The 22,391-nt window shown below is 68.6% G+C and carries 21 protein-coding genes; 16 read left to right on the top strand and 5 right to left on the bottom strand.

Annotation, left to right across the window (positions count from 1 at the left end):
* Nucleotides 1-32 precede the first annotated feature (32 nt).
* Nucleotides 33-1,538: an amino acid permease gene (locus WT53_RS22090; protein WP_034205093.1), complete on the top strand. Its 1,506-nt coding sequence runs from the start codon at nucleotides 33-35 to the stop codon at nucleotides 1,536-1,538.
* Between the two features lie 57 nt (nucleotides 1,539-1,595).
* On the opposite strand, the gene WT53_RS22085 is transcribed toward WT53_RS22090, so the two are convergent.
* Nucleotides 1,596-2,285 carry an alpha/beta hydrolase gene (locus WT53_RS22085; protein WP_034205092.1) on the bottom strand — a complete coding sequence of 230 codons (690 nt, stop codon included), beginning with the start codon at nucleotides 2,283-2,285 and terminating at the stop codon, nucleotides 1,596-1,598.
* A gap of 257 nt (nucleotides 2,286-2,542) precedes the next feature.
* On the opposite strand from WT53_RS22085, the gene WT53_RS22080 reads away from it, so the two are divergent.
* Nucleotides 2,543-2,785, top strand: a complete 243-nt coding sequence (locus tag WT53_RS22080; protein ID WP_027782744.1) for an antitoxin — start codon at nucleotides 2,543-2,545, stop codon at nucleotides 2,783-2,785.
* Nucleotides 2,782-3,189: a type II toxin-antitoxin system VapC family toxin gene (locus tag WT53_RS22075; protein WP_034205091.1), complete on the top strand. Its 408-nt coding sequence runs from the start codon at nucleotides 2,782-2,784 to the stop codon at nucleotides 3,187-3,189. Before WT53_RS22080 ends, WT53_RS22075 begins: the two co-directional genes overlap by 4 nt.
* A gap of 24 nt (nucleotides 3,190-3,213) precedes the next feature.
* Here the strand turns inward: WT53_RS22075 and WT53_RS33615 are convergent, their stop codons facing one another.
* Complete coding sequence (locus WT53_RS33615) at nucleotides 3,214-3,450, bottom strand: hypothetical protein (protein WP_156447898.1); 237 nt, start codon at nucleotides 3,448-3,450, stop codon at nucleotides 3,214-3,216.
* Nucleotides 3,451-3,590: 140 nt separating this feature from the next.
* Here WT53_RS33615 and WT53_RS22070 point away from each other — a divergent pair, with 140 nt between their 5' ends.
* From WT53_RS22070 to WT53_RS22035, 8 genes are all read left to right on the top strand, one after another.
* The gene (locus tag WT53_RS22070) at nucleotides 3,591-5,978 is read left to right on the top strand and encodes an MCP four helix bundle domain-containing protein (protein ID WP_060261476.1); all 2,388 of its coding nucleotides are present in this window, start codon (nucleotides 3,591-3,593) and stop codon (nucleotides 5,976-5,978) included.
* Nucleotides 5,979-6,000: 22 nt separating this feature from the next.
* Complete coding sequence (locus tag WT53_RS22065; protein ID WP_059785064.1) at nucleotides 6,001-6,729, top strand: methyl-accepting chemotaxis protein; 729 nt, start codon at nucleotides 6,001-6,003, stop codon at nucleotides 6,727-6,729.
* Nucleotides 6,726-7,304: a hypothetical protein gene (locus WT53_RS22060; RefSeq protein ID WP_060261472.1), complete on the top strand. Its 579-nt coding sequence runs from the start codon at nucleotides 6,726-6,728 to the stop codon at nucleotides 7,302-7,304. The genes WT53_RS22065 and WT53_RS22060 overlap by 4 nt, the downstream gene beginning before the upstream one ends.
* 22 nt (nucleotides 7,305-7,326) lie before the next feature.
* Nucleotides 7,327-8,286, top strand: a complete 960-nt coding sequence (locus tag WT53_RS22055; RefSeq protein ID WP_060261469.1) for a chemotaxis protein CheX — start codon at nucleotides 7,327-7,329, stop codon at nucleotides 8,284-8,286.
* Nucleotides 8,287-8,323: 37 nt separating this feature from the next.
* Nucleotides 8,324-8,689, top strand: a complete 366-nt coding sequence (locus tag WT53_RS22050; protein ID WP_006486240.1) for a response regulator — start codon at nucleotides 8,324-8,326, stop codon at nucleotides 8,687-8,689.
* A gap of 199 nt (nucleotides 8,690-8,888) precedes the next feature.
* Nucleotides 8,889-9,473, top strand: a complete 585-nt coding sequence (locus WT53_RS22045) for a hypothetical protein (protein ID WP_060261465.1) — start codon at nucleotides 8,889-8,891, stop codon at nucleotides 9,471-9,473.
* 10 nt (nucleotides 9,474-9,483) lie between these two features.
* The gene (locus WT53_RS22040) at nucleotides 9,484-9,936 is read left to right on the top strand and encodes a DUF3592 domain-containing protein (protein ID WP_059783869.1); all 453 of its coding nucleotides are present in this window, start codon (nucleotides 9,484-9,486) and stop codon (nucleotides 9,934-9,936) included.
* A 149-nt stretch (nucleotides 9,937-10,085) separates the two neighbouring features.
* Nucleotides 10,086-11,036: a hypothetical protein gene (locus WT53_RS22035; protein ID WP_060261462.1), complete on the top strand. Its 951-nt coding sequence runs from the start codon at nucleotides 10,086-10,088 to the stop codon at nucleotides 11,034-11,036.
* Nucleotides 11,037-11,048: 12 nt separating this feature from the next.
* Here the strand turns inward: WT53_RS22035 and WT53_RS22030 are convergent, their stop codons facing one another.
* On the bottom strand, nucleotides 11,049-11,930 hold the full coding sequence (locus WT53_RS22030) for a LysR family transcriptional regulator (protein ID WP_060261460.1): 882 nt from the start codon (nucleotides 11,928-11,930) through the stop codon (nucleotides 11,049-11,051).
* Nucleotides 11,931-12,187: 257 nt separating this feature from the next.
* Here WT53_RS22030 and WT53_RS22025 point away from each other — a divergent pair, with 257 nt between their 5' ends.
* A complete protein-coding gene (locus WT53_RS22025; RefSeq protein ID WP_060261456.1) occupies nucleotides 12,188-13,609 on the top strand; it encodes an MFS transporter in 1,422 nt (473 codons plus the stop codon).
* Nucleotides 13,610-13,793: 184 nt separating this feature from the next.
* The gene (locus WT53_RS22020; RefSeq protein ID WP_034206217.1) at nucleotides 13,794-14,588 is read left to right on the top strand and encodes an enoyl-CoA hydratase; all 795 of its coding nucleotides are present in this window, start codon (nucleotides 13,794-13,796) and stop codon (nucleotides 14,586-14,588) included.
* A 225-nt stretch (nucleotides 14,589-14,813) separates the two neighbouring features.
* Here WT53_RS22020 and alr read toward each other — a convergent pair whose 3' ends face one another.
* Entirely contained in the window at nucleotides 14,814-15,935 is a 1,122-nt protein-coding gene (gene alr / locus WT53_RS22015; RefSeq protein WP_034205082.1) for an alanine racemase, read from the bottom strand.
* A 301-nt stretch (nucleotides 15,936-16,236) separates the two neighbouring features.
* Here alr and WT53_RS22010 point away from each other — a divergent pair, with 301 nt between their 5' ends.
* A complete protein-coding gene (locus WT53_RS22010) occupies nucleotides 16,237-16,608 on the top strand; it encodes an MAPEG family protein (RefSeq protein ID WP_034205081.1) in 372 nt (123 codons plus the stop codon).
* 40 nt (nucleotides 16,609-16,648) lie between these two features.
* Here the strand turns inward: WT53_RS22010 and WT53_RS22005 are convergent, their stop codons facing one another.
* The gene (locus WT53_RS22005) at nucleotides 16,649-17,596 is read right to left on the bottom strand and encodes a LysR family transcriptional regulator (protein ID WP_034205080.1); all 948 of its coding nucleotides are present in this window, start codon (nucleotides 17,594-17,596) and stop codon (nucleotides 16,649-16,651) included.
* A 119-nt stretch (nucleotides 17,597-17,715) separates the two neighbouring features.
* Between WT53_RS22005 and WT53_RS22000 the strand changes: the two genes are divergently transcribed.
* The gene (locus WT53_RS22000; protein WP_060262117.1) at nucleotides 17,716-21,255 is read left to right on the top strand and encodes an ABC transporter ATP-binding protein; all 3,540 of its coding nucleotides are present in this window, start codon (nucleotides 17,716-17,718) and stop codon (nucleotides 21,253-21,255) included.
* 375 nt (nucleotides 21,256-21,630) lie between these two features.
* Complete coding sequence (gene glnH / locus WT53_RS21995; RefSeq protein ID WP_034205078.1) at nucleotides 21,631-22,383, top strand: glutamine ABC transporter substrate-binding protein GlnH; 753 nt, start codon at nucleotides 21,631-21,633, stop codon at nucleotides 22,381-22,383.
* Nucleotides 22,384-22,391 lie beyond the last annotated feature (8 nt).

Below are 22,391 nucleotides of genomic sequence, written 5' to 3'. Positions count from 1 at the left end.
GGGCGCGATACATCAAGAAACGGAGACACACCATGAAGCACGCCAGCGAGCGCCCGGCCGACACGGCCGGCGGCGCGGATCCCCGTCATGCCGACCGCGATGCGATGTTCGCGTCGCACGAAGCCGGCTATGAGCAGAAGTTGAAGCCGCGCCACGTGCAGATGATCGCGATGGGCGGCGCGATCGGCACCGGCCTGTTCCTCGGCGCGGGCGGCCGCCTGCAGAGTGCGGGGCCCGCGTTGGCGCTCGTGTATCTCGTGTGCGGCGTGTTCGCGTTCCTGATCATGCGCGCGCTCGGCGAGCTCGTGATGCACCGGCCGACCAGCGGAAGCTTCGTGTCGTACGCACGGGAGTTCATGGGCGAACGCGCGTCGTTCGTCGCGGGCTGGATGTACTACCTGAACTGGGCGACGACCGGCATCGTCGACATCACCGCGGTCGCGATCTACATGAAGTACTGGGCCGTGTTCACCGACGTGCCGCAATGGGTGTTCGCGCTCGGCGCGCTCGGGATCGTGTCGGTGATGAACATGATCGGCGTGAAGGTGTTCGGCGAGATGGAGTTCTGGTTCTCGATCGTCAAGGTCGGGACGCTCGCGCTGTTCCTCGCGGTCGGCGCCGTGTTTCTCGCGAGCGGGCACCCGGTCGCCGGGCAGATGCCGGGGCTGCATCTCGTCGCGGATCACGGCGGGATCTTCCCGCACGGCATCCTTCCGGCCGTGCTGATCGTGCAGGGCGTGGTGTTCGCCTACGCGAGCATCGAGCTCGTCGGCGTCGCGGCGGGCGAGACCGCCGATGCGCGCAAGGTGTTGCCGAAGGCGATCAACAGCGTGATGTGGCGTATCGGGCTGTTCTACGTCGGCTCGGTCGTGCTGCTGACGATGCTGCTGCCGTGGACCGCGTACAGCGCGCACGAAAGCCCGTTCGTGACGTTCTTCGGCAAGCTCGGCGTGCCGTACGTCGGCACGGTGATGAACGTCGTGGTGCTGACCGCCGCGCTGTCGAGCCTGAATTCCGGCCTCTATTCGACCGGGCGCGTGCTGCGCTCGCTCGCGATGGGCGGCTCCGCGCCGCGCTTCGTGTCGCGGATGAACGCGCGCGGCGTGCCCTATGGCGGCATCCTCGTCACGGTCGCGGTCAATGCGATCGGCGTGCCGCTGAACTACATCGTGCCGGCGCAGGCGTTCGAGATCGTGCTGAACATGGCGTCGCTCGGGATCATCACGACCTGGGGCTTCATCGTGATGTGCCAGATCCTGTTCCGTCGCGCGGTCGATCGCGGCGAGCTGAGCCCGGTGTCGTTCCGGATGCCCGGCGCGCCTTTCACGTCGTGGCTCACGCTCGGGTTCCTGGTCAGCGTGCTGGTGCTGATGGCGTTCGATTATCCGGGCGGCACGTGGACCGTCGCGATGATTCCGGTCGTCGTGCTCGCGCTGGCGGTCGGCTGGAAGCTGGCGAAGCGCGGCGCCGTGCGCGAGCAGGCGGCGGCGATGCCTGCATCGGCGCACGCCGTTGCCGAGCCTGCGCAGAACGCGTAATGCCATGCACCGCAGGCGCCGGTCCGGTTGCGGGCCGGCGCCCGCGGTGCGTCCGGTTCAAGTCCGGTTCAAGCCGGCGCGCTCGCCGACCCATCGGCCGAAATCGCCGGCCATCTCCGCGGTCAGCTCGTGTCCGGCCGCATACAGCCGCGTGTCGTGCGCGACACCGAGCGCGGCGAGTTTCGCATCGGCCTTGTCCGCCCACGCGACGGGCAGCTTGTCGTCGAAGCGGCCATGCACGATCAACGCGTGCAGCGGGCGAAGCGCATCGCGCGGCGCGATCAGCGGATCGATTTCCGGCAGGATGCGCCCGCACAGCACGGCGAACGCGCTCACGTCGCCCGGCGACGTGAGGCCGACGCTCGCGCTCATGATGCCGCCCTGGCTGAAGCCGGCGATCACGGTTGCCGACGCGGGGGCCGCGCCATCCCGCGCGCGGAGCGCGTGCAGCAGCGCGATCAGTTGCACGCGGCTGGCGTCGGCACGCGCCGCATCGATTTCAGGGCCGTTCGGGCCGAAACGCACCGGAAACCATGCATGCTGATTCGGCCCGAACGTGAGCGGGCCGCGCACGAACGCGATTTCGATGCGCGGATCGATCGCGTCGGCCACGTTCAGCAGGTTGGTTTCGTTGCCGCCGACGCCGTGCAGCAGCAACAGGCGCGCGGCGGGGCGGCCGGCGGCCGGGCGCAGCCGGTACTGCAGCCCGGATTCGGGATCGGTGGTCAGCGGCAGGACGTCGGTCATTGCGTGGGTCCGAAAAGGAACGATGCGACAGTCTAGAGCGGGCGGATCGGGAGGGGAATCGCCGGGGCGGGATTGATTGTTTCCTGGCCGGAATGAATGGGGCCACGGTGCGTTGCGGGAACGAATCGCGAGGCCATGCCGCCAGGTATGGACCAACGGCCCGGCAACCCTTCGACGGTAGTCCGATCGGACGACTCGTCATTCTCACGTGCGGTTGATAAAATAGATACATTTTGTAGATACGTGAGGGCGCGAAGATGGATACGGCAAAGATCTTCAAGCATGGCGGCTCGCAGGCCGTCCGGCTGCCGAAGGATTTCCGCTTCGATACGGCCGAGGTGCGCATCCGCCGCCATGGGGCGTCCGTCATTCTTGAACCGGTGCCGCAAGACTGGGCATGGCTGACACCGCTGATCGGCCCGGTCGACGCCGATTTCGAGGCTGCCGCGACCACGCAGCCGTCCGCTCAGGAACGTTCGGGCCTGGATGTGTTCGAATGAAGTTCCTTCTGGACACCAACGCGGTGATCGCCATTCTCAAGGGCGAGCCGGCAATGCTGGCCCGTCTGCATGCGTGGCAGCCGGCCGATTTCGGGATCCCGGCGATCGTCGCGCATGAGCTTTATTACGGCGCGTACAAGAGCCGGCGAGCGGCAGCGAACGTCGCGCGTGTCGACGCGCTTCAGTTCGAGGTCGTACCGTTCGACACCGAGGATGCGCAGCATGCGGGCGAAATTCGTGCACATCTGATCGCGGCCGGCGCGCCGATCGGTCCTTACGACGCGTTGATCGCAGGGCAGGCGCGTGCCCGGGATCTCGTGCTCGTCACGCACAACGTCCGCGGATTCGAGCGGGTTCCGCGGTTGCAATTCGAAGCCTGGCTCGCGGAACCGAACGAAGGCTGAGCGGCGGGTCGTGCAAGGGCGACATCAACGAACCTGCGAGGCGAACGCCGCATCGATCATAAAAAGAAACCAAAACAAACCGGCTCGCCGATAATGCGCAAACGTTTTGCCGGCATTCAATAAAACGGATTTTGCGGGGCATGAATAAAACAATGAATATCCGCCATTACGGCGACGCATCGAGCGCCGCAGCCGCGCCGCGTATAGCGGCTTGAAGTTAACGGCAAATCCGCAAAAAACTTTAGGATTTTTCCCGCGCAATTATTCATTCCATTTTCCTCAATGAACGATTGATTTTCAGTCATCGGACGGTCATACACCATCCCCGATAATTCGGCGCTCACATTCTTTCAATAGACCAAAGGGCGATCGAAGCCGGATCGCTGCGGGGAGCTGTACTCATGACCATCCGTCATCGCATTACGCTGCTAGTCGTCCTGACGTTCTTCGCGCTGTCCGCGATCGGCATCTATGCCGTGTACCAGACGCGCAAGAGCGCATCCGAGGTGCGTCAGGTCACCCAGGGAATCGTGCCGAGCGCGCTCGCGTCGGCGGATCTCGTCGCCGATGTGAAGAACATCCAGATCGCGACGATGACGCTCGTCTACGCGCCCGACGCGAACACCGCCGCGCAGGCCCGCGACGAGTTGAAGGCGAAGCAGGCCGCCCTGCGCGCCGCGCTCGACGCGCAGGCGAAATCGGCGGTCGGCCGCGCGCAGGAAGGGCTCGTCGCGCAGGCGAAGGACAGCGCCGCCAATTATTTCGCGGCGATCGACGACACCGTGAAGATGAAGGCGGACGGCAAGGCCGAGATGGCGCAGGCCTACCTGTTCGCGAACGTCGCGCAGTATCGCGACGAACTCGAAAGCATCGTCGACACGCTGCGCGTCGAGAAGAACCGCCAGAAGGACGACGCGATCGGCGCGCTGAACGGGATGCTCGCGACCACGGCGACCGCGATCGCGGCCGTCGCCGGCACGGTGATCGTGCTGCTGACCGCGCTCGGCCTCGTGCTGTATCGCCAGATCACGCGCCCGTTGATCGGGATGCAGACGGCGATGAGCGAGATCGCGAGGAGCCAGGATTTCACGCGCCGCGTGCCGGTGGGCCGGATGGACGAAATCGGCCATTCGATCGTCGCGTTCAACGGGATGATCGAGAAGATCCAGGAGAACGCCGCGCAACTGAAGCAGAAGACGGCCGACATCCAGGCGATGCTGCAGAACATGCAGCAGGGCATCCTGACCGTCGTCGAAGGCGGCGTCGTGCATGCGGAGTATTCGGCGTACCTCGAAACCATCTTCGAAACGAACGACATCGCCGGCCGCGACCTGATGGCGCTCGTGTTCGACGATTCGGCGATCGGCGCCGACGCGCGTTCGCAGGTCGATGCGGCCGTGCACGCGTGCCTGGGCGAAGACAGCATGAACTTCGGGTTCAACGAGCACCTGCTCGTCAACGAAGTCGCGAAGCGGATGCCGGACGGTCGGGAGAAATGGCTCGATCTGAGCTGGTCGGCGATCACCGACGAGACCGACACGGTGGTGCGCCTGATGCTGTGCGTGCGCGACGTGACCGAGATCCGCGAGCTGACCGCGCAGGCCGGCGAGCAGCAGCGGCGCCTCGAGATGATCGGCGAGATCCTGTCGATCAGCCAGGACAAGTTCCACGACTTCGTGCACAGCGCGAAAGGCTTCCTCAGCGAGAACGAGCGGATGATCCGCCAACACGAACGCGCCGATCATTCGATCGTCGCGGCGCTGTTCCGCAACATGCATACGATCAAGGGCAATGCGCGCACCTACAGCCTCCAGCATCTGACGAACATCGTCCACGAAGCGGAGCAGGCGTACGAATCGCTGCGGCGCGCGGACAGCGGCCCCGAGTGGAACCGCGACGCGCTGATGGACGACCTGGCGCGCGTGCGCGAAGCCGTCGACCGCTACGCGACGATCAACGCGGTCACGCTCGGCCGCAGCAGCGAGCCGGCGCAAAGCGGCGCCGATTTCCTGATGGTCGAGCGCGCGCGCATCAGCGAAAGCCTGCGCGTGCTCGACGGCGCCGATCCGGCGAATGCATCCGACTGGCACGCGGCGCGCGATGCCGTGCGGCGCATGCTGAGCCAGCTCGGCACCCAGGGTATCGGCGAGGCGCTCGGCAGCGTGATCGAGTCGCTGCCGTCGCTCGCGGCCGAGCTCGGCAAGCCGGCGCCGGTCGTGCATATCGACAGCCACGGCCAGCGCGTGCGCAGCGAGATCGTCGCGACGCTGAAGAACGTATTCATGCACCTGCTGCGCAATTCGATCGACCACGGGATCGAATCGTCCGACGTGCGGCGCGCGGCCGGCAAGGCGGCGTCCGGCACGATCGACATCGCGGTCGGCGTGGGCGGCGGCGAGCTGTGGTTCGTACTCGCCGACGACGGCCGCGGCCTCGCGCTCGAGCGGATTCGCGGCATCGCGCGAGAGCGCGGCTGGATCGATGCCGACGACGCGGCGGCACTGTCCGACGAGGAAGTCGCGGAGCTGATCTTCCGGCCGGGTTTTTCGACCGCGCAGACGGTGACCGAAGTATCCGGACGCGGCGTCGGCATGGACGCGGTGCGCAATTTCCTGAAGCGCGAAGGCGGCGATATCGCGCTGCGCTTCACCGACGATCGCGTCGGCGCGCCGTATCGCGCGTTCGAGACGATCGTGTCGCTGCCGGCGCGCTTCGCGGCGGACGGCGCCGCGCAGGGCGCGGGGCCGGCCCAGCGGGCGCGCATCGCGGATATCGGCGCAGCGGAGTGACGGCGTGATCGTGCAGGCGTGGATGATCCAGATGGCCGCCGCGCTGGCGGGCGGCGCGGTCGTCGCCGCGGCGGCGGCGATCGTGTTTCGCGTGATGCGCGGGCGGCACGTCGCGGCGCTGGCGCGCGAGGCCGATGGGTTGCGCGACGCGCTCGACGCCGCCCGCGCACGCGCCGAGGAAGCAGCGTCGGCGCATGCGGAAGCGGCCGACGCATGGGCGCGGCGCGAGGCGCAGCTCGAGGAGGCGCTGACACGCGAGGCATCCGCGCACGGCGCGCAGCGCGACGCGTTGCAGGCGCTGTCGGCCGATCGCGCGGCGCTCGCGCAGCACGCGATGAAGATCGCGGACGAAGCCGCGCGCCTGCGCGGGCTTGCCGGCACGTTCGAGCGCTGGCACGAGCAGATGATCTCGCTGACCACGCAGAACCAGGACATGCGCACGAAGAACCAGGAGTTGTCGGCGATCGTCGCGCACGTGTCGATCGTGTCGCTGAACGCCTCGATCGAGGCCGCGCGCGCGGGCACGGCCGGGCGCGGCTTCTCGATCGTCGCGAGCGAGGTGCGCGGGCTGGCTGCGCGCTCGCAGCAATTGTCGAACAGCTATCGCGACAGCCTGAACCGCAACGATCTCGTGACGGCCGCGACGTTCCAGGACATCCAGGCCGGCGGCAAGATGATCACGGCCGCGCTCGCGACCGTCGAGACGCTGGCCGGGCAACTGCACGCGCGGATCGAAGGAGAGGCCGCGTGATCGGCGCGCAGGCGAGAGCCGGTTTCGAGCGGATCTTTTTCGACGCCGCGCGCACGCGGCTCGCATCCGGCGGCGCGTGCGACATCCGGCCGGCCGCCGGCCACGAACATGACGCGCCCGATCGCGTGCAGGCGACGTCGCGATCGAAACCGACGGCGCCCGAGCATGTGGTCGTGCTGACGATCTCGGCGCTGCACTTTCGCCTGCTGCTCGCGCTGCGCTTCAGCGACGACGACGCGACGCGCCGCCATTTCACCGGCACGGCGGCAGGCGCGGGCAACCAGCGGCCGCTGACCGATGCGTTCATGGAAGCCGCGAACCTGTGTTGCGGCGCGATCAACCAGGCGCTGACCGTGCCGTTTCCCGATCTCGGGATGTCGACGCCTTACCTGCTGAGCGGCGCGAGCATCGACTACATGCATGCGCTCTCGCCCGATTACGTGGCCGCGTACGACCTGACGCTCGACGACGTGCGGGTCGGCGCGACGCTGTGCGTGTGCGCGAACGCGCCGGTCGATTTCCATGTGCCGGAATCGGCCACGGTGGAAACCGGCGGCGAGCTCGAACTGTTCTGACCGACCATCAGGAATCCATCAGATGACCGAAGACCAACCCGTCAGCAAGGTGCTCGTGCTCGACGACAGCCGCGTGCATGCCGACGCGATCAAGCGTTTCTGCGACGAGCACAACCTGGTCGGCCTGACCGTGCGGCGCAGCCGGCTGCTGAAGGTGCTGCGCTCGAACATCGATCTCGGCGCGATCCTGCTGGCCGAGGATTACGGCGGCTCGCCGGCCGAGAGCGCGATCATCGCGACGCAGATCGACGCGCTGCGGCCCGAGCTGCCGATCATCCTGCGCCGCGAATCGCTCGCGTCGCGCGACGGGCTGCCCGATGCGCTCGCCCGTGTCGCGTGCGCGGCCTACGTCGCCGACGACATGACGCCGCTCGAGCGTGCGATCGACGAATACCTGTTCGGCCGCGACTACCCGAACGCGCTCGTGCGCGGCATCTCGGAGATCACCGAGGCGCGCCTCGACAGCCTGTTCCCGGGCATGACGATCGAGCACGACACGCCGTGCATCGTGCGCGACCAGATCATCTTCGGCGAGGTGTTCAGCCTGATCGCGCTCGAAAGCGCGTGGTGCCGCGGCTACATGCTCCTGCAGACGAGCGAGCAGCCGCTGCTCGACATGCTCGGCGGCACGCGCGACGGCAGCCGCGCGCCGGATTTCCGCGACGTGAACAGCGTGCTCGGCGAGCTGACCAATCTCGTGTGGGGCGCGTTCAAGAACCGCTATCTCGGCGACGCCGAGGCGCTGGCGCGCCATCCGGTGCAGGTGCCGCTCGTCGTCAATCACAAGCAGAAGTTCATCTCGTTCGGCGGCGATTGTCCGCAGCTTTGTTTCAAGTACCGGATGACCGATCCGGCATCGGGGCGCTCGGTCCGTCTCGACCAGCGTTTCGTGTTCAGCCTGAGCTGGTCGCCGGAGGATTTCCGCGAATCGGTGCAGGACGTCGGGCCGATGGTCGAATCGGGCGAACTCGAACTGTTTTGAATGTTGAAGTCGGCAACGACGAAAAGGGGAATACGACATGGCAAAGATTCTGGTGGTCGACGATTCGGGCACGGTGCGCGACGAAGTGGCGGGCTTCCTGCGCAATCACGGGCTCGACGTCGCGACGGCCGTCGACGGCAAGGACGGGCTCGCGAAGCTCAAGGCGACGCCCGGCGTGCGCCTCGTGATCAGCGACGTGAACATGCCGAACATGGACGGCCTGACGATGGTCGAGAAGATTCGCGGCGAGCTGGCGAACACGGCGGTCAACGTCGTGATGCTGACGACCGAAAGCAGCCCGGCGATGAAGGAGCGCGGCAAGGCCGCCGGCGTGAAGGGCTGGATCGTGAAGCCGTTCAAGGGCGACGCGGTGCTCGACGCGCTGAAGAAGCTCGCGGGCTGACGCGCGCGGCCAGCGGGCCCGATGCCGCGCCGGCATTCGACGCTGCGGTTCGGGTTGCGCGGCCGCGGCGTGGCCGGTCGCCGGCGCAATTTACAGCGCGCCCCGATGTCCGTATCCTGCCGGTTGCCGAGGGCGGCGTGCCGGTGTGTCATGCACGGCACGCCCGGCATTGACGACATCGGGAACGGAACACCTTCCAATGAGAACCGGAATCGGTCGGCCCGCGCGCCTGCGCGGCGCGTGCGTATCGCTGGTCGCCGCGCTGGCGGGCGGATGCGCGAACACGGGGCCACGGAACGCACCAACGGCGGCCGCGGGCGGCGGCTCGTCGTACACGTGCAATCCGACGCAGGCCAACGGGCAGGCGTCGGCCGGGCGGGGCGCGAACGGATGCTATTTCGTGCTGCACGACCCCGCCACCAGGCAGGCGCTGCCGAACACGCGCTATGCGTTCGCGCTTTACACCAGCGCCGCCCAGGACAGCCGGGAACTCGAAGTCGAAGGCGCGACCGACGCGCAGGGGCGCACGATCTACATGCGTTCCGACGCGCCGATCGATGCGGCGCGCATGGTGCTCGTCCGCACGATCGGCGACGGCCCGACGGGACGCATTCCGGTGCTGGTCCGTCCGACGGACGGCAAGCGCGCTCCGTTCGCGCGGTACAAGGTGATGGGCTGCAACGGGCCGTACGAAGGCGTGACCGACGAAACGGGGCGCGGCGTGATGTATCGCTGCAAGGCACAGTCCCGGATCGACGTGTCGTTCTATCGGTCGCGTCCGTAGCGCGAAACGGATGATGTCCGTATCCGGCCGCGCTGCAGCCCGGCACATCGAGACGCTGATCGCAAAGGGCGTCGTCTTTACCGTCGTGGGCACGTGCATGCTGATCGGCGTCGCCCTGTATGCGCAGTCGACGCGTGAGTTCCTGCGCACGTCGGTCGTCGTGCCGGGGCGCGTCGTCAAGCTGAACGCGGGACCGCATCATCCGGAGATCGCGTTCACGACGCTCGCGGGCGAGCATGTCGAATATCCGCAGGGCGGCGACGTCAGCGTCGAGGACGGCGCGACGGTCGAGGTGCGCTATGCGCCGGACGCGCCGGAGATGACTGCGCGGATGAACACGTTCGGCGCGATCTGGGGTGATGTGCTGACATTCGGCGCGATGGGGTTGGTCTCTTTCGTCGTCGGTGTCGGTCAGTTGCGGTCGGGCGTGCGTGTGTGGCGCAGCGGGCGCAAGCGGGAGTGACCGCCTGCTGCGCGCTGAAACGCGTCGAATCCGGCAAGCAGAACATCATGAAACGCACGTGACACTATGGGCCGATCCGGTTGTCGCGCACACGATTGCGTGTGCGGCGTCGCAGTATGTTGCCTCGTTACTTCACAGGACATTCCCGCATGACAATTCGCTTGATACCGTGGCTCGTCGCGATCGGCGCTGCATTCGCGGGCTTCCCCGCGCACGCGGCCGGCACCGCGCATTCGCTCGACCAGGTGCCCGGGAAGCTCGGTTCGCCCGAAGCACGCGCCGCGTACGCACGCGACATGAGCGGCGCGGAAGCGGACGGTTTCGGCGTGCACCTGCCGCCCGGCTTCACGAAGGAGAGGCTGGTGGCGCAGCTTGCCCCGGGCCAGCCGCTTGCGCGTGTCGTGCTGGTCGGCGCGAAACCGTGGCCGCAGCGCCCTGGCGCGTTCGTCGCGATCGTCTGCGTGGCGCCGACCGACGAGTCTGCGCGCGAGGTGCTGCGATTCAGTGCGCCGACCGATTGCGAAGGCTTCGAGAGCCACGCCGACGCCGATGACCAGAAGGAGCTGGTCTGGCTGGGCGTGTTCGAGCGCGGTCCGGACGGCGTGCCGCGCCTCGTCGCGCGCACCGAAGAGCCGCTCGAACAGGCGACCGACTGGAGCAACACGAATCTCGACAGACCCGACTACCTCGAGCAGACGAAGCAGTCGCGCGATGTCGCGTTACGGCCCGAGCGGTGGTCGCGGTTCGATCTCGCGCCGTACACGCTGCGGGCGGGCGATGCCGCGTTCGGGGTACGGGCGGGCTGGTCGATCGGCTATTCCGGCGGCGGCGCATCGTTCGAGGCGTTGTACCTGTTCCGGATCGACGGCAAGACGCTGCGCGTCGTGTTCGCGCAGCCGATGATGTTCTACCGGGATATCGCCGGCGACTGGCATCGCGACGGCACGCGCGATCACGACATCACGGAAGGCAGCAATGCGCTGAGCGTGCTGTCGACGTCGACGGACGGCTTCCACGACTTGCAGTTGCGCGAACGCGGCGGCAAATGGCGCCGGACGTTTCGCTGGTCGGCGACGGATGGCGAATATCAGCCGCGCTGACGCACCGGCCCGTTAGCGGGCGGGGGCCGCCGCCGTCGCGAATTCGTCGACGACCGCCTCGATCACCGCCTGCACGCGCGCGGTCTTGTAGAGATCGGCATGGGCGACGAGCCACACGTCGAAATGATTGCACCGCTGCGGCATGAGTCGCACCAGTTCCGGCTCGGCGTCGGCGCGGAAGCACGGCAGCTCCGCGATGCCGAGCCCCGCCAGCGCGGCTTCCACCAGCATCATCGTCGACGAGGTCTGGAACATCACGCGGCCGCGTGAAGTCGGCTCGCCGCACAGCGCGTCCCACATCGTCGGCACCACCGGCTGCTGATACATCACCAGATCGTGCCCGTCGAACGCGCTGCCCGCGACCGGTTCGCCGCGTTCGGCCAGATAGCGGTGCGATGCGTAGATGCCGGTTTCGAGATGCCCGAGCCGCCTGACGATCAGGTCCGGCGATTCCGGCCGCAACGTGCGAATCGCGAGATCCGCTTCGCGGCGCGTGAGGTTGGTGATTTGCGCCGACGTCACGCACACGACGTCGATGCCGGCATGCCTGCGCCGCAAGCGGGCGATCGCGGGAACGACGAAGCGCTTGCCGAGCGTGTCGGTCGTGGCGACGCGCACGGACCCGGCGAGTTGCTCGTCGAGCCCCATCACGCGGCGTTCGATCGTCAACGACGCCCGCTCCATCGTTTCGGCCGGTTCGAGCAGGGCTTCGCCCGCGGTCGTCAGCACATAGAGGGACGGTGTGCGGAGAAACAGCCGGGCCGAGAGTTCGTCCTCGAGCGCGGCGATCCGGCGCCCGACCGTCGCCTGGTCGACGTTCAGTTGCGTCGCGGCGCCGCGCAGCGTGCCGGTGCGCGCCAGCGCGAGGAAGAAGCGGGCGTTGTCCCAGTTCATCAGAATGTGCTCCGAGAAACCCCGCCATTGATGGCGGGAAGGCAAGGCGTGCGGTTGACAGGCAGGTTCTTCCACGGGTCGGGATCGCCTGCATGATTCTTGTCTACCGCTACCGGGTGAAGTCGCTCAACGGACAATCGGGCAGCCAGCGGCGGGCGGCATCGAATGATGCAAATCTGCATCAGGCAAATGCGAAATTATCACTTTTCCGCATCAGGCGCGCGGTCCTAGACTCCCGGCATCTGCCTGGAGGTGTCATGTCCGATTGCCATTCCGTTTCCGTTCCTGTCGCCGCGGCGGCGCCGAGCCGCCCGACGGCGCGCGAGCAGCGCTGGACGCTGGCGCTCGTCGCGGTCGGCATGTTCATGGCGGTACTCGATTCGACGATCGTCAACGTGGCGCTGCCGGCGATGCGCACGAGCCTCGGCGCGACGGTCGCGGAGCTCGCGTGGATCGTCGACGCGTACACGCTCAGCTTCGCCGCGCTGATTCTCGCGGGCGGCGCGCTGTCCGACCGGTTCGGCGCGAAGCACGTGTATCTCGCCGGGCTGGCGCTGTTCGTCGCCGCGTCGGCGGCGTGCGGCGTCGCGTCGTCGGTGGCGGTCCTCGTGGTCGCGCGTTTCGGGCAGGGCACGGGCGCCGCGCTCTTCTTGCCCGCGTCGCTCGCGATCGTGCGCAGCACCTTCGACGTGCCGGCCGAGCGGGCGCGGGCGATCGCGGTGTGGGCCGGCATCGCGTCGGTCGCGGTCGCCGTGGGGCCGGTGCTCGGCGGGATCCTGGTCGACGATTTCGGTTGGCGCAGCGCATTCCTGATCAACGTGCCGACCGGCGCCGTGGCTTTTGCCGGCGCGGCGGCGCTCGTCCGGGCATCGGCCGCGCAGGACGTGCGCCGGTTCGACTGGGCCGGCCAGTGCGTCGGGGCGACGGCGCTCGGTGCGCTGTGTTTCGCGGTGATCGAACTGCCGACGCGTGGCGTGGGCGCCACCGAGGTCCGGTGCGCGCTGCTGATCGCCGCGCTCGCCGCCGCCGTGCTGGTCGTGGTCGAGCGGCGTGCCCGCGATCCGATGGTGCCGCTCGCATGGTTTCGCAACCGCATCTTCGTCGCGATGAACCTGATGGGCAGCCTCGTCTATGTCGGGTACTTCGGGCTGCTGTTCGTGCTGAGCCTGTACCTGCACGGGCGCTTCGGCATGAGTGCGCGGCAGACGGGGCTGACGCTGTTGCCGTTCGCGCTGAGTCTGTCGCTCGGCAATCTGCTGTCGGGAAAACTGCACGGCCGGGTGCGTCCGGTCACGCTGATGGCGAACGGCCTCGCGATGGCGGCGCTGGCCGTTCCCGCGATCGCGCTTGCGCTCGCGCTGCGTGCGCCGTGGCCGGCGGTCTGGACGGCCATGGTCGCATTCGGCACCGGGACCGCGCTGTCGGTGGCGCCGATGATCGCGACGGTGCTCGAACAGGTGCCCGCCGACGCGGCGGGCGTGGCATCCGGGTTCCTCAACGCGGCACGGCAGGCCGGCAGCCTGCTCGGCGTGGCGGTCGCAGGCGCCGCGACGATCCTGTTGCCGGATCCGACCGATGCGCTGTGGGCAGTCGCGGCGCTCGGCTGCGTCGCCTATGCGATCGCCGCGCTGGCTGCGCGGACGGCAGGTCGCGCGCAAGCCGCGCAGCCGCGCCGTTGACGCACGAGCGGCAGGGGCGTGGCGCAGTGGCCGGCAAGCCGCTGCGCACGCGCATGCGGCGGCGCGGCTGGACGCGCCGCGGAATGTGGAGGACCATTTCCTCGTCATGCCGCGAGCGGGCGGGCGCGACGGTCACGCGTTCGCCTCGCCGCGCCACCTGTCGAACCCCGTCCAGCGGAGCCCCATGGAACCCGATCAACAGACCGCCGATCCGATCCTGCTGCGCGACACGCACGACGGCGTCGTCACGCTGCGCCTGAATCGCCCGCAGCAGTTCAACGCGTTGTCCGAAGCGTTGCTCTCGGCCCTGCACGATGCGTTCGATACGCTGGCTGCCGATCCGCACGTGCGCTGCGTCGTGCTGGCGGCCGAAGGCAAGGCGTTCTGCGCCGGCCACGACTTGCGGCAGATGCGCAGCAAGCCCGAACTCGACTACTACCGCACGCTGTTCGCGCAGTGCAGCCGCGTGATGCTCGCGATGCGCGCGTTGCCGGTGCCGGTGATCGCGCGCGTGCACGGCATCGCGACGGCGGCCGGCTGCCAGCTCGTCGCCGCGTGCGACCTCGCGATCGCGGCCGACACCGCGCGCTTCGCGGTGTCCGGCATCGACGTCGGGCTGTTCTGCTCGACGCCGGCCGTCGCGCTGAGCCGCAACGTCGCGGCCAAGCGCGCGTTCGACATGCTGATGACCGGGCGCTTCGTCGATGCGGCGACGGCCGCCGCGTGGGGACTCGTCAACGAAGCCGTGCCCGAGGACGCGCTCGATGCGGCCGTCGCGCGCAAGGTCGCGGAGATCGTCGCGAAGAGCCCGGCCGCGGTGCGGGTCGGCAAGCAGATGTTCTATCGTCAGCGCGAGATGCCGCTCGACGAAGCGTATGCGTACGCGGGCGACGTGATGGCGCGCAACATGATGGAAGAGGATGCGGGCGAGGGCATCGACGCGTTCCTCGACAAGCGGAAGCCGACGTGGCGTTCGTGATGTTTTGACGGAAGGGGCACGGAGCGCATCGGCGCCCGTCGTTGCACGACGCGCAACGACGTACCGCGTCGTCGCCGGTGCGCGTGAGCGGGCCGCCGGTATGTAGCGCGACAGGTGCGGCGGTGCGCTCGCGTATCACCGAACCGCCGAACCGCCGAACCGCCGAACCGCCGAACCGCCGAACCGCCGAACCGCCGAACCGCCGAACCGCCGAACCGCCGCCGGTCAGCGCCCGTAGCTGCCGGTCCGCGGCGCCGGCTGCACGCTCGACGCGCCGGGCGGCACGATCACCACCGGCACGCGGCGCGCGAGCGCGCACATCAGCTCGTAGCCGATCGTGCCGCTGGCTTCCGCGACGTCGTCCACCTTCACCTGGTCGCCCCACAGCTCGACGCTCGAGCCGATGCCCGCGTGCGGGCACGGCGTCAGGTCGACGGTCAGCATGTCCATCGACACGCGGCCGACGACGCGCGTCATCACGCCGTCCACGGCGATCGGCGTGCCGGTCGGCGCGTGGCGCGGATAGCCGTCCGCGTAGCCGCACGCGACGACGCCGATCCGCATCGGCCGGTCGGCCGTGAAGCGCCGGCCGTAGCCGACGGTCTCTTCGGGGGCGAGCGTCTGCACGCCGATGATCCGGCTGGTCAGCGTCATCGCGGCCGTCAGCGGGGTGTCGGCGATATGGCGCGACGCGCCCGTCGGCGAAGCGCCGTACAGGATCGTGCCGGGACGCACCCAGTCGCGGTGCGCGTGCGGGTGCCACAGCACCGCCGCCGAATTCGATACCGAGCGCTCGCCCGGAATCCCGGCCGTGGTCGCGTCGAACTGCTCGAGCTGCCAGTCGACCTCGCCTTCGTCGGCGTTCGCGAAATGCATCATCAGCGTGATCTTGCCGATCGACGGCGCGCGCGCCGCGCGCTCCCAGGCGGCGCGGAACGCGGCCGGCCGGTAGCCGAGCCGGTTCATGCCGGAATTCATCTTGAGCTGGATGTCGATCGGCTGCCGCGGCTTCGCGGCGATCAGCAGGTCGAGCTGTTCGTCGCAGTGCACGGCGACCGTCAGCCGGTGGCGATCGGCCAACTCGACGTCGGCCGGGTCGAAGATCCCTTCGAGCAGCAGCACGGGCTTGTCCCAGCCGAGCTCGCGCACGCGCACGGCTTCGTCGAGATCGAGCAGCGCGATGCCGTCGGCGGCCGCGAGGCCCGGGTAGATCCGTTCGATGCCGTGGCCGTACGCGTTGGCCTTGATCACGGCCCACACGCGCGATTGCGCAGCGGTGCGGCGGATGAAGTCGAGGTTGTGGCGGACGGCGTCCGGGCGGATATGGGCGACGATGGGACGGGGCATGGCAAGGGCTCGGGTCGGATGTCGTTCGGCGCACGGCGGCGCGGAGGAAACGGCGGGCTTGGCGCGACCGCGTGCCAAGCCAGTGTTGAGCGCTATCTTATTGGTGATCGACCAGTTTTAATTAACGTATTTGTCGACGATTTGGTGGAAATTTTGGTGTCATAGCCGGCCGGGCTCGTTGCCTGCGGCCTGCGCGGCCGAGTCTCCCGTCTAGAAAACCGGTGCGCGAACGGCACGGCGCGATGCTAAGCTCTCGGCGATCTTGTCATTGTTCAATGTAATCATAATGGAGGAGACCTGGATGACGACGTCCCAGCTGTGCCTGTTCATCGTCGCGTTGTTGCCGTTCCCGATGACGTTTCTCGCCAAGGCCCGCAAGGGCTACGACAACCGCGCGCCGCGCGCGTACCTGGCGAAGCTCGAAGGCTGGCGCGCACGCGCCCAGGCCGCTCATCAGAATGCGTGGGAAGCGCTTGCGCTGTTCACGGCCGCGCTGGTGGTGGCATGGCACAACGGCGCGAACGTGCATCGCGTCGACCAGCTCGCGATCGCGTTCGTCGCGATCCGCATCGTCTATGCGCTGATGTACCTGCTGAACTGGGCGTCGCTGCGTTCGCTCGTGTGGTTCGGCGGGATGGCGTGCGTCGTCGCGCTGTTCTTCGCGACGCCGTAAGCAGCCAGGCGACGCGACGCCTGCCTCGCATGCCGGCCCGTCAGGCGCCGCTCGTGCCTCGCGCGTGACTGTCGTTGGATGCGGGCGCAACCATTTTCGAGACGAACGGCGGCGCGTTCGCTTCACTGCGCAGGAACGCGATCAACGGATCGAGCAGCCGGTGCCGCGTCGACGGATGGCGGCGCAGCACGAAGCGCCACGACGCGTCGCGCGCGAGGCCCGGCACCAGCGGCACCAGGCGCCCGCTGCGCAGTTCGGGCTCGATCAGCGGCACGCGGCCGAGCGCGATGCCCGCGCCGCCGACGGCCGCGCCGATCACCTGGCTGAAACTGCTGTAGCGGACGATCTTCGTCTCGAAGTCGCTCGGCAGGCCGAATTCCGACGCCCAGTTGCGCCAGTCGATCTCGGGGTTGTCCTCGTGCATCTCCTGCAGCAGCCGCGAGCGGCATACGTACCCCGATGCGTACGGAAACAATTCGGGACTGCACACCGGAAACACGGTTTCCCGCATCAGCACGTCGTCGTCGGCCCGCAGCCGGTGCGCGGGCACGTGCACGATCGCCAGATCGACGCCGCTGCGCGCGAAATCGGGCTCGTCGTCGAGCACGACCGCGTGCAGCGGGGTGTCGGGATGAAGCGACGAGAATTCCGCCAGCCGGCGCGCGAGCCACATCGACGAAAACGGCGCGTTGGCGGAGACGGTGAGCCGTTGCGCGGTGCCGCGAATCTCGGCGCACGCGTCGGTGAGACGCGACAGCGCGTCGCCGACGGCCGGCAGCAGGCGCGCCCCGGCCGGCGTGAGGCTGATGCCGCCGAGCCCCGTGCTGCGTTCGAGCAGCCGTGCGCCGAGCGATTCCTCGAGCGAGCGGATCTGATGGCTGACCGCGCTGGTCGACACGTTCAGCTCGACCGCCGCGCGCGCGAACCCGCCGAGGCGAACGGTCGCCTCGAAAGCACGCAATGCGCTGAGGGGAGGTAGGTGCGACATGCGGGGTATTGTAGTTGACTCAACACCCGTTGAAAAATCATCTTTTGCCGCGCGCGGGCGGCGCGGGTAGCCTCGATCCGGTCAAGAAAAACGCAACGAAACACCGACTGGAGGGCTTCATGTATTTCGACCGACGACTATGGGCGATGATGGCGGGACTGCGCTGGCGGGTGGCGGCGGCCGTCGCGCTCGGGCTGCTCGCGATGGGTGTCGGCATCCTGCGCTTCGTATTTCTCGGTCGCGTGCTGGCGCTGGTTTTTTCCGGCGCGCCGGCGCGCGACATCGGCGAGGCCGTCGCTGCAACGGCGGCTTGCGTGCTGCTGCGTGCCTGGCTCGATCATCGCCGCACGGTGCTCGCGCAGCATACGGCGGGCCGCGTGCAGGCGACGCTGCGCGCGCGGCTGTTCGACCGGATCGCCGCGCTCGGCCCCGCATGGTTCAACGGCGAACGCACGGGCGGCGTCATGCTGGCCGTCGTCGACGGCGTCGAGCAGTTGCAGACCTTTTTCGGCGTTTACCTGCCGCAGCTCGTGATCGCCGCGTGCGCGCCGCTGATGATCTTCGCGGTGCTCGCGTGGTGGGACGTACCGACGGCCGCGATCCTGCTGGTCGCGGCGCTCGTCACGCTGGCGCTGCCGCAGCTCGTGCATCGCGCCGACAAGCGGGCGGCGCTCGCCCGTTCGGCCGCGTTCAAGGCGTTCGGCGAGGAGTTTCTCGACGCGGTGCAGGGCCTGCCGACGTTGAAGGCGTTCGGGCAGAGCACCGCGTTCGGCGCGAAGCTGGCCGCGAAGGCGCGCGCGCTGTCGGACAGCACGTTCTGGGTGCTCGCGCTCGGCCTGCTGACGCGGTTCTTCACCGATCTCGGCACCGGCCTCGGCGCGGCCGCGGCGATCGCGGTGGGCGCGTGGCGCGTGCGGCACGGCGACATGAGCCTTGAAGCGCTGCTGATCGTGCTGATGGCCGGCAGCGAGATCTTCCGGCCGCTGCGCGACCTGCGTGCGGTGCTGCATCAGGGGATGATCGGCCAGTCCGCGGCGCATGCGATCCATGCGCTGCTCGACGCGGGCAGTCGGGCGCCGGCCGCCGACGCGCCGCGGGTGGCGGGCCTGCGGCCGGAGATCGCGTTCGACGACGTCAGCTTCGCGTATCCGGGGCGCCGCGCGGAGGCTCATGCGGCGCTGAGTTTCTCGGTGCGCGAGGGCGAGACGGTGGCGATCGTCGGGCCGAGCGGGGCCGGCAAGTCGACCATCGTACGCCTGCTGCTGCGCCAGCACGACGCGCAAGGCGGTGCGGTCCGGATCGGCGGCCACGACGTGCGTACGCTCTCGGCCGACCAGGTACGCGACATGATCGCGGTCGTCGCGCAGGACGCGACGCTGTTCGACGGCAGCGTCGCCGACAATCTGCGGCTCGGCCGCCCGGACGCCAGCGACGCGGACATGATCGCGGCCGCGCGCGCGGCCAACGCGCACGATTTCATTTCGGCGCTGCCCGACGGTTACGCCACGCGCATCGGCGAACGCGGGCTCATGCTGTCGGGCGGCCAGCGCCAGCGCATCGCGATTGCCCGCGCGCTGCTGCGCGATGCGCCGATCCTGTTGCTCGACGAGGCGCTGTCGTCGGTCGATGCGGAGAACGAAGCGCTGATCCAGCAGGCGCTCGACCGGCTCACGCACGGACGGACGACGCTCGTGCTCGCGCACCGGCTGTCCAGCGTGATCGGCGCCGATCGTATCCTGGTGCTCGACCAGGGGCGGGTGGTCGACGAAGGGACGCATGCGGCGCTGATCGCGCGCGACGGCCCGTATCGACGGCTGATGGGGCCGCAACTGGAAGCGGTCGCCGAATCCGTCGGCGCGACGGCGGCCGCCGGTGCGACCGCGCGCGCGTCGTCGGGCCCGCAGGTGCGGCCGCTGAACGACGATGCGGCGACGATCGGTTGGCCGGAAACGTTGCAGACGTTGCTGCGCTTCGTGCGTCCGTGGAAGGCCAAGGTGATGCTGACCGTGCTGTTCGGGATCGGTCGCGTGCTCGCATTCATCGGCGTCGGCGTGATCGGCGCACGGGTGGTCGGCGCGGTGCCGACGGGGCATGTCGGCAGCGGGCTCGTGGTCGCGCTGCTCGCGATCGCGCCAGTCGCGGCCGTGCTGCACTGGCTCGAATCCTGGCTCGCGCACGACATGGCGTACCGGCTGCTCGCGGAAATGCGCATCGCGCTGTTCGCGACGCTCGAACGGCTCGCGCCGGCCGGACTGCTGCACCGCCGTTCCGGCGATCTCGTGTCGCTCGCGACGCAGGACGTCGAGACCGTCGAATATTTCTACGCGCATACGCTGGCGCCGGCTTTCGTCGCGGTGCTCGTGCCGACCTGTGTGCTGGCGTTGCTCGCGTCGGTCGCGTGGCCGCTCGCGCTCGTGCTGTTGCCGTTCCTGCTGTGGGCGGGGCTCGCACCGGTGCTGGCGCGGCGCGACGTCGACCGGCTCGGCACCGGCGCGCGCGAAGCGCTCGGCCAGCTCGGTGCGCACCTGACCGAAACGATCCAGGGGCTCGCGGAACTGACCGCGTTCCAGGCGATCGCGTGCCGGCGCGCGGCGTTCGTGGCCGAGGTCGATGCGTACCGCCGGCAGCGCGCGAAGCTGCTCGACGATCTGTCGTCGCAAAGCGCCGCGCTGGAAGTCGCGAGCGGGCTCGGCGGGCTGGCGGTCGCGGCGCTCGGCGCGTGGCTGTGCGCACGCGGCGGGTTCCCGCGCGAGTCGTTGCCGCTATTGGTGCTGGTCGCGGTGGCCGCGTTCATGCCGGTGGCCGAAATCGGCCAGGTCGCGCGCCAGCTGGCCGACACGATCGCCTCGACGCGCCGCTTGCGCGCGCTGGAGAAGGAGCCCGTGACGGTGACCGACGGCGCGCACGCGATGCCCGGCGATGCGACGGTGCGGTTCGAGGCGGCGTCGTTCACGTATCCGGGGCGCAGCGTGCCCGCGATCGATCGCGTGAGTTTCGAGGCGCCGCCCGGCAGCACGGTCGCGCTGGTCGGCGCATCGGGCGCGGGCAAGTCGACCGTCGCGAGCCTGCTGCTGCGCTTCTGGGATCCGCAGCAGGGCCGCGTGACGCTCGGCGGCGTCGACCTGCGCGACCTGCGGCTCGACGACCTGCGGCAGCACATCGCGCTCGTTGCGCAGGATACCTACCTGTTCAACGACACGCTCGAAGCGAACATCCGGCTCGCCGCGAACGACGCATCCGACGCGGACGTGCGGCGCGCGATCGATCACGCCGCGCTCGGCGACTTCGTCGCGCGGCTGCCGGACGGGCTCGCGACGCGCGTCGGCGAGCGCGGCGTGCAGTTGTCGGGCGGCCAGCGCCAGCGCGTGGCGATCGCGCGCGCATTCCTGAAGGATGCGCCGGTGCTGATCCTCGACGAGGCGACGTCGCACCTGGACACGATCAGCGAGCAGCAGATCCGCGCGGCGCTGGAGGACCTGATGGCGCAGCGCACGTCGATCGTCATCGCGCACCGTCTGTCGACCGTGCGCCATGCCGACCTGATCCTCGTGATCGAGCAGGGCATGGTGGTCGAGGCCGGACGCCATGCGGACCTGATGGCGCGGCAGGGCGCGTATGCGCGGCTCGTGTCGCATCAGGCGAGCGGGGTCGCGGCGTGAGCGACGCGGCATCGGCGCGTTGCCCGTTGGCCGAGCGTTGCGTCACCTGCATTGAATCGAGCCGGCGGTTGTCGGCGTGACGCGCACGACCGTTCCGGCACGGCGCGCCATCTTCCGCCCCGCGCCGCGCCACGATCCGGCGGGGCATTGTGCTCCGCCATCCTCCCGCTTTCCTCCGATCTATCCGCGCCGCGCGGCCCGGGTTTGTCTCGATGCATTTATCTGTTGCGGACTTTTTTGGCGTCGTAGTATCGCCATTGACAACACTTGTTGCACTAATGTCTAATTAGACATCGCATGTTGCGGTGTGACTCGATGTCGTCGTTCCGCCGGCCCGTCGGCCGGTTACATCGCTCAATCATGCGGAGAGAAACCATGAGTCGCCGTTCCTTCCTGAAAGCCGTCGCGGTCGTCGCCGCGCTCGGCGCCAGCCTCGCGCACGCGGACACCAAGACGCTCGTCGTCGGGACCGATACGTCGTTCATGCCGTTCGAGTTCAAGCAGGGCGACAAGTACGTCGGCTTCGATCTCGACCTGTGGGCCGAGATCGCGAAGGACCAGGGCTGGAAATACACGATCCAGCCGATGGATTTCGCGGGCCTGATTCCGGCGCTGCAGACGCAGAACATCGACGTCGCGCTGTCGGGGATGACGATCAAGGAAGAGCGCAAGAAGGCGATCGACTTCTCCGCGCCGTATTACGACAGCGGGCTTGCGGCGATGGTGCAAGCCGGCGACACGTCGATCAAGTCGATCGACGACCTGAACGGCAAGGTGATCGCCGCGAAGACGGGCACTGCGACGATCGACTGGATCAAGGCGCACCTGAAGCCGAAGGAGGTCCGCCAGTTCCCGAACATCGACCAGGCTTACCTCGCGCTCGAAGCCGGCCGCGTCGACGCGGCGATGCACGACACGCCGAACGTGCTGTTCTTCGTGAACAACGAAGGCAAGGGCAAGGTGAAGGTCGCGGGCCAGCCGGTCAGCGGCGACAAGTACGGGATCGGCTTCCCGAAGGGCAGCGCGCTGGTGCCGAAGGTCAACGCGTCGCTCGTGAAGATCAAGGCCGACGGCCGCTACGCGCAGATCTACAAGAAGTGGTTCGGCGCCGAGCCGCCGAAGATGTGAGCGTGACG

Source organism: Burkholderia sp. MSMB2157WGS (assembly GCF_001532755.1).
Classification (GTDB): Bacteria; Pseudomonadota; Gammaproteobacteria; order Burkholderiales; family Burkholderiaceae; genus Burkholderia.
Note: the sequence above shows the minus strand (reverse complement) of the source record. Positions and strands in the feature narration are given on the sequence as shown.

Bases quoted from the DNA above. Each gene is read 5' to 3' on its own strand.
- WT53_RS22090 (WP_034205093.1), top strand. From the start codon at position 33: ATGAAGCACGCCAGCGAGCGCCCGGCCGACACGGCCGGCGGCGCGGAT.
- WT53_RS22085 (WP_034205092.1), bottom strand. From the start codon at position 2,285: ATGACCGACGTCCTGCCGCTGACCACCGATCCCGAATCCGGGCTGCAG.
- WT53_RS22080 (WP_027782744.1), top strand. From the start codon at position 2,543: ATGGATACGGCAAAGATCTTCAAGCATGGCGGCTCGCAGGCCGTCCGG.
- WT53_RS22075 (WP_034205091.1), top strand. From the start codon at position 2,782: ATGAAGTTCCTTCTGGACACCAACGCGGTGATCGCCATTCTCAAGGGC.
- WT53_RS22070 (WP_060261476.1), top strand. From the start codon at position 3,591: ATGACCATCCGTCATCGCATTACGCTGCTAGTCGTCCTGACGTTCTTC.
- WT53_RS22065 (WP_059785064.1), top strand. From the start codon at position 6,001: ATGATCCAGATGGCCGCCGCGCTGGCGGGCGGCGCGGTCGTCGCCGCG.
- WT53_RS22055 (WP_060261469.1), top strand. From the start codon at position 7,327: ATGACCGAAGACCAACCCGTCAGCAAGGTGCTCGTGCTCGACGACAGC.
- WT53_RS22050 (WP_006486240.1), top strand. From the start codon at position 8,324: ATGGCAAAGATTCTGGTGGTCGACGATTCGGGCACGGTGCGCGACGAA.
- WT53_RS22045 (WP_060261465.1), top strand. From the start codon at position 8,889: ATGAGAACCGGAATCGGTCGGCCCGCGCGCCTGCGCGGCGCGTGCGTA.
- WT53_RS22040 (WP_059783869.1), top strand. From the start codon at position 9,484: ATGATGTCCGTATCCGGCCGCGCTGCAGCCCGGCACATCGAGACGCTG.
- WT53_RS22035 (WP_060261462.1), top strand. From the start codon at position 10,086: ATGACAATTCGCTTGATACCGTGGCTCGTCGCGATCGGCGCTGCATTC.
- WT53_RS22030 (WP_060261460.1), bottom strand. From the start codon at position 11,930: ATGAACTGGGACAACGCCCGCTTCTTCCTCGCGCTGGCGCGCACCGGC.
- WT53_RS22025 (WP_060261456.1), top strand. From the start codon at position 12,188: ATGTCCGATTGCCATTCCGTTTCCGTTCCTGTCGCCGCGGCGGCGCCG.
- WT53_RS22020 (WP_034206217.1), top strand. From the start codon at position 13,794: ATGGAACCCGATCAACAGACCGCCGATCCGATCCTGCTGCGCGACACG.
- alr (WP_034205082.1), bottom strand. From the start codon at position 15,935: ATGCCCCGTCCCATCGTCGCCCATATCCGCCCGGACGCCGTCCGCCAC.
- WT53_RS22010 (WP_034205081.1), top strand. From the start codon at position 16,237: ATGACGACGTCCCAGCTGTGCCTGTTCATCGTCGCGTTGTTGCCGTTC.
- WT53_RS22005 (WP_034205080.1), bottom strand. From the start codon at position 17,596: ATGTCGCACCTACCTCCCCTCAGCGCATTGCGTGCTTTCGAGGCGACC.
- WT53_RS22000 (WP_060262117.1), top strand. From the start codon at position 17,716: ATGTATTTCGACCGACGACTATGGGCGATGATGGCGGGACTGCGCTGG.
- glnH (WP_034205078.1), top strand. From the start codon at position 21,631: ATGAGTCGCCGTTCCTTCCTGAAAGCCGTCGCGGTCGTCGCCGCGCTC.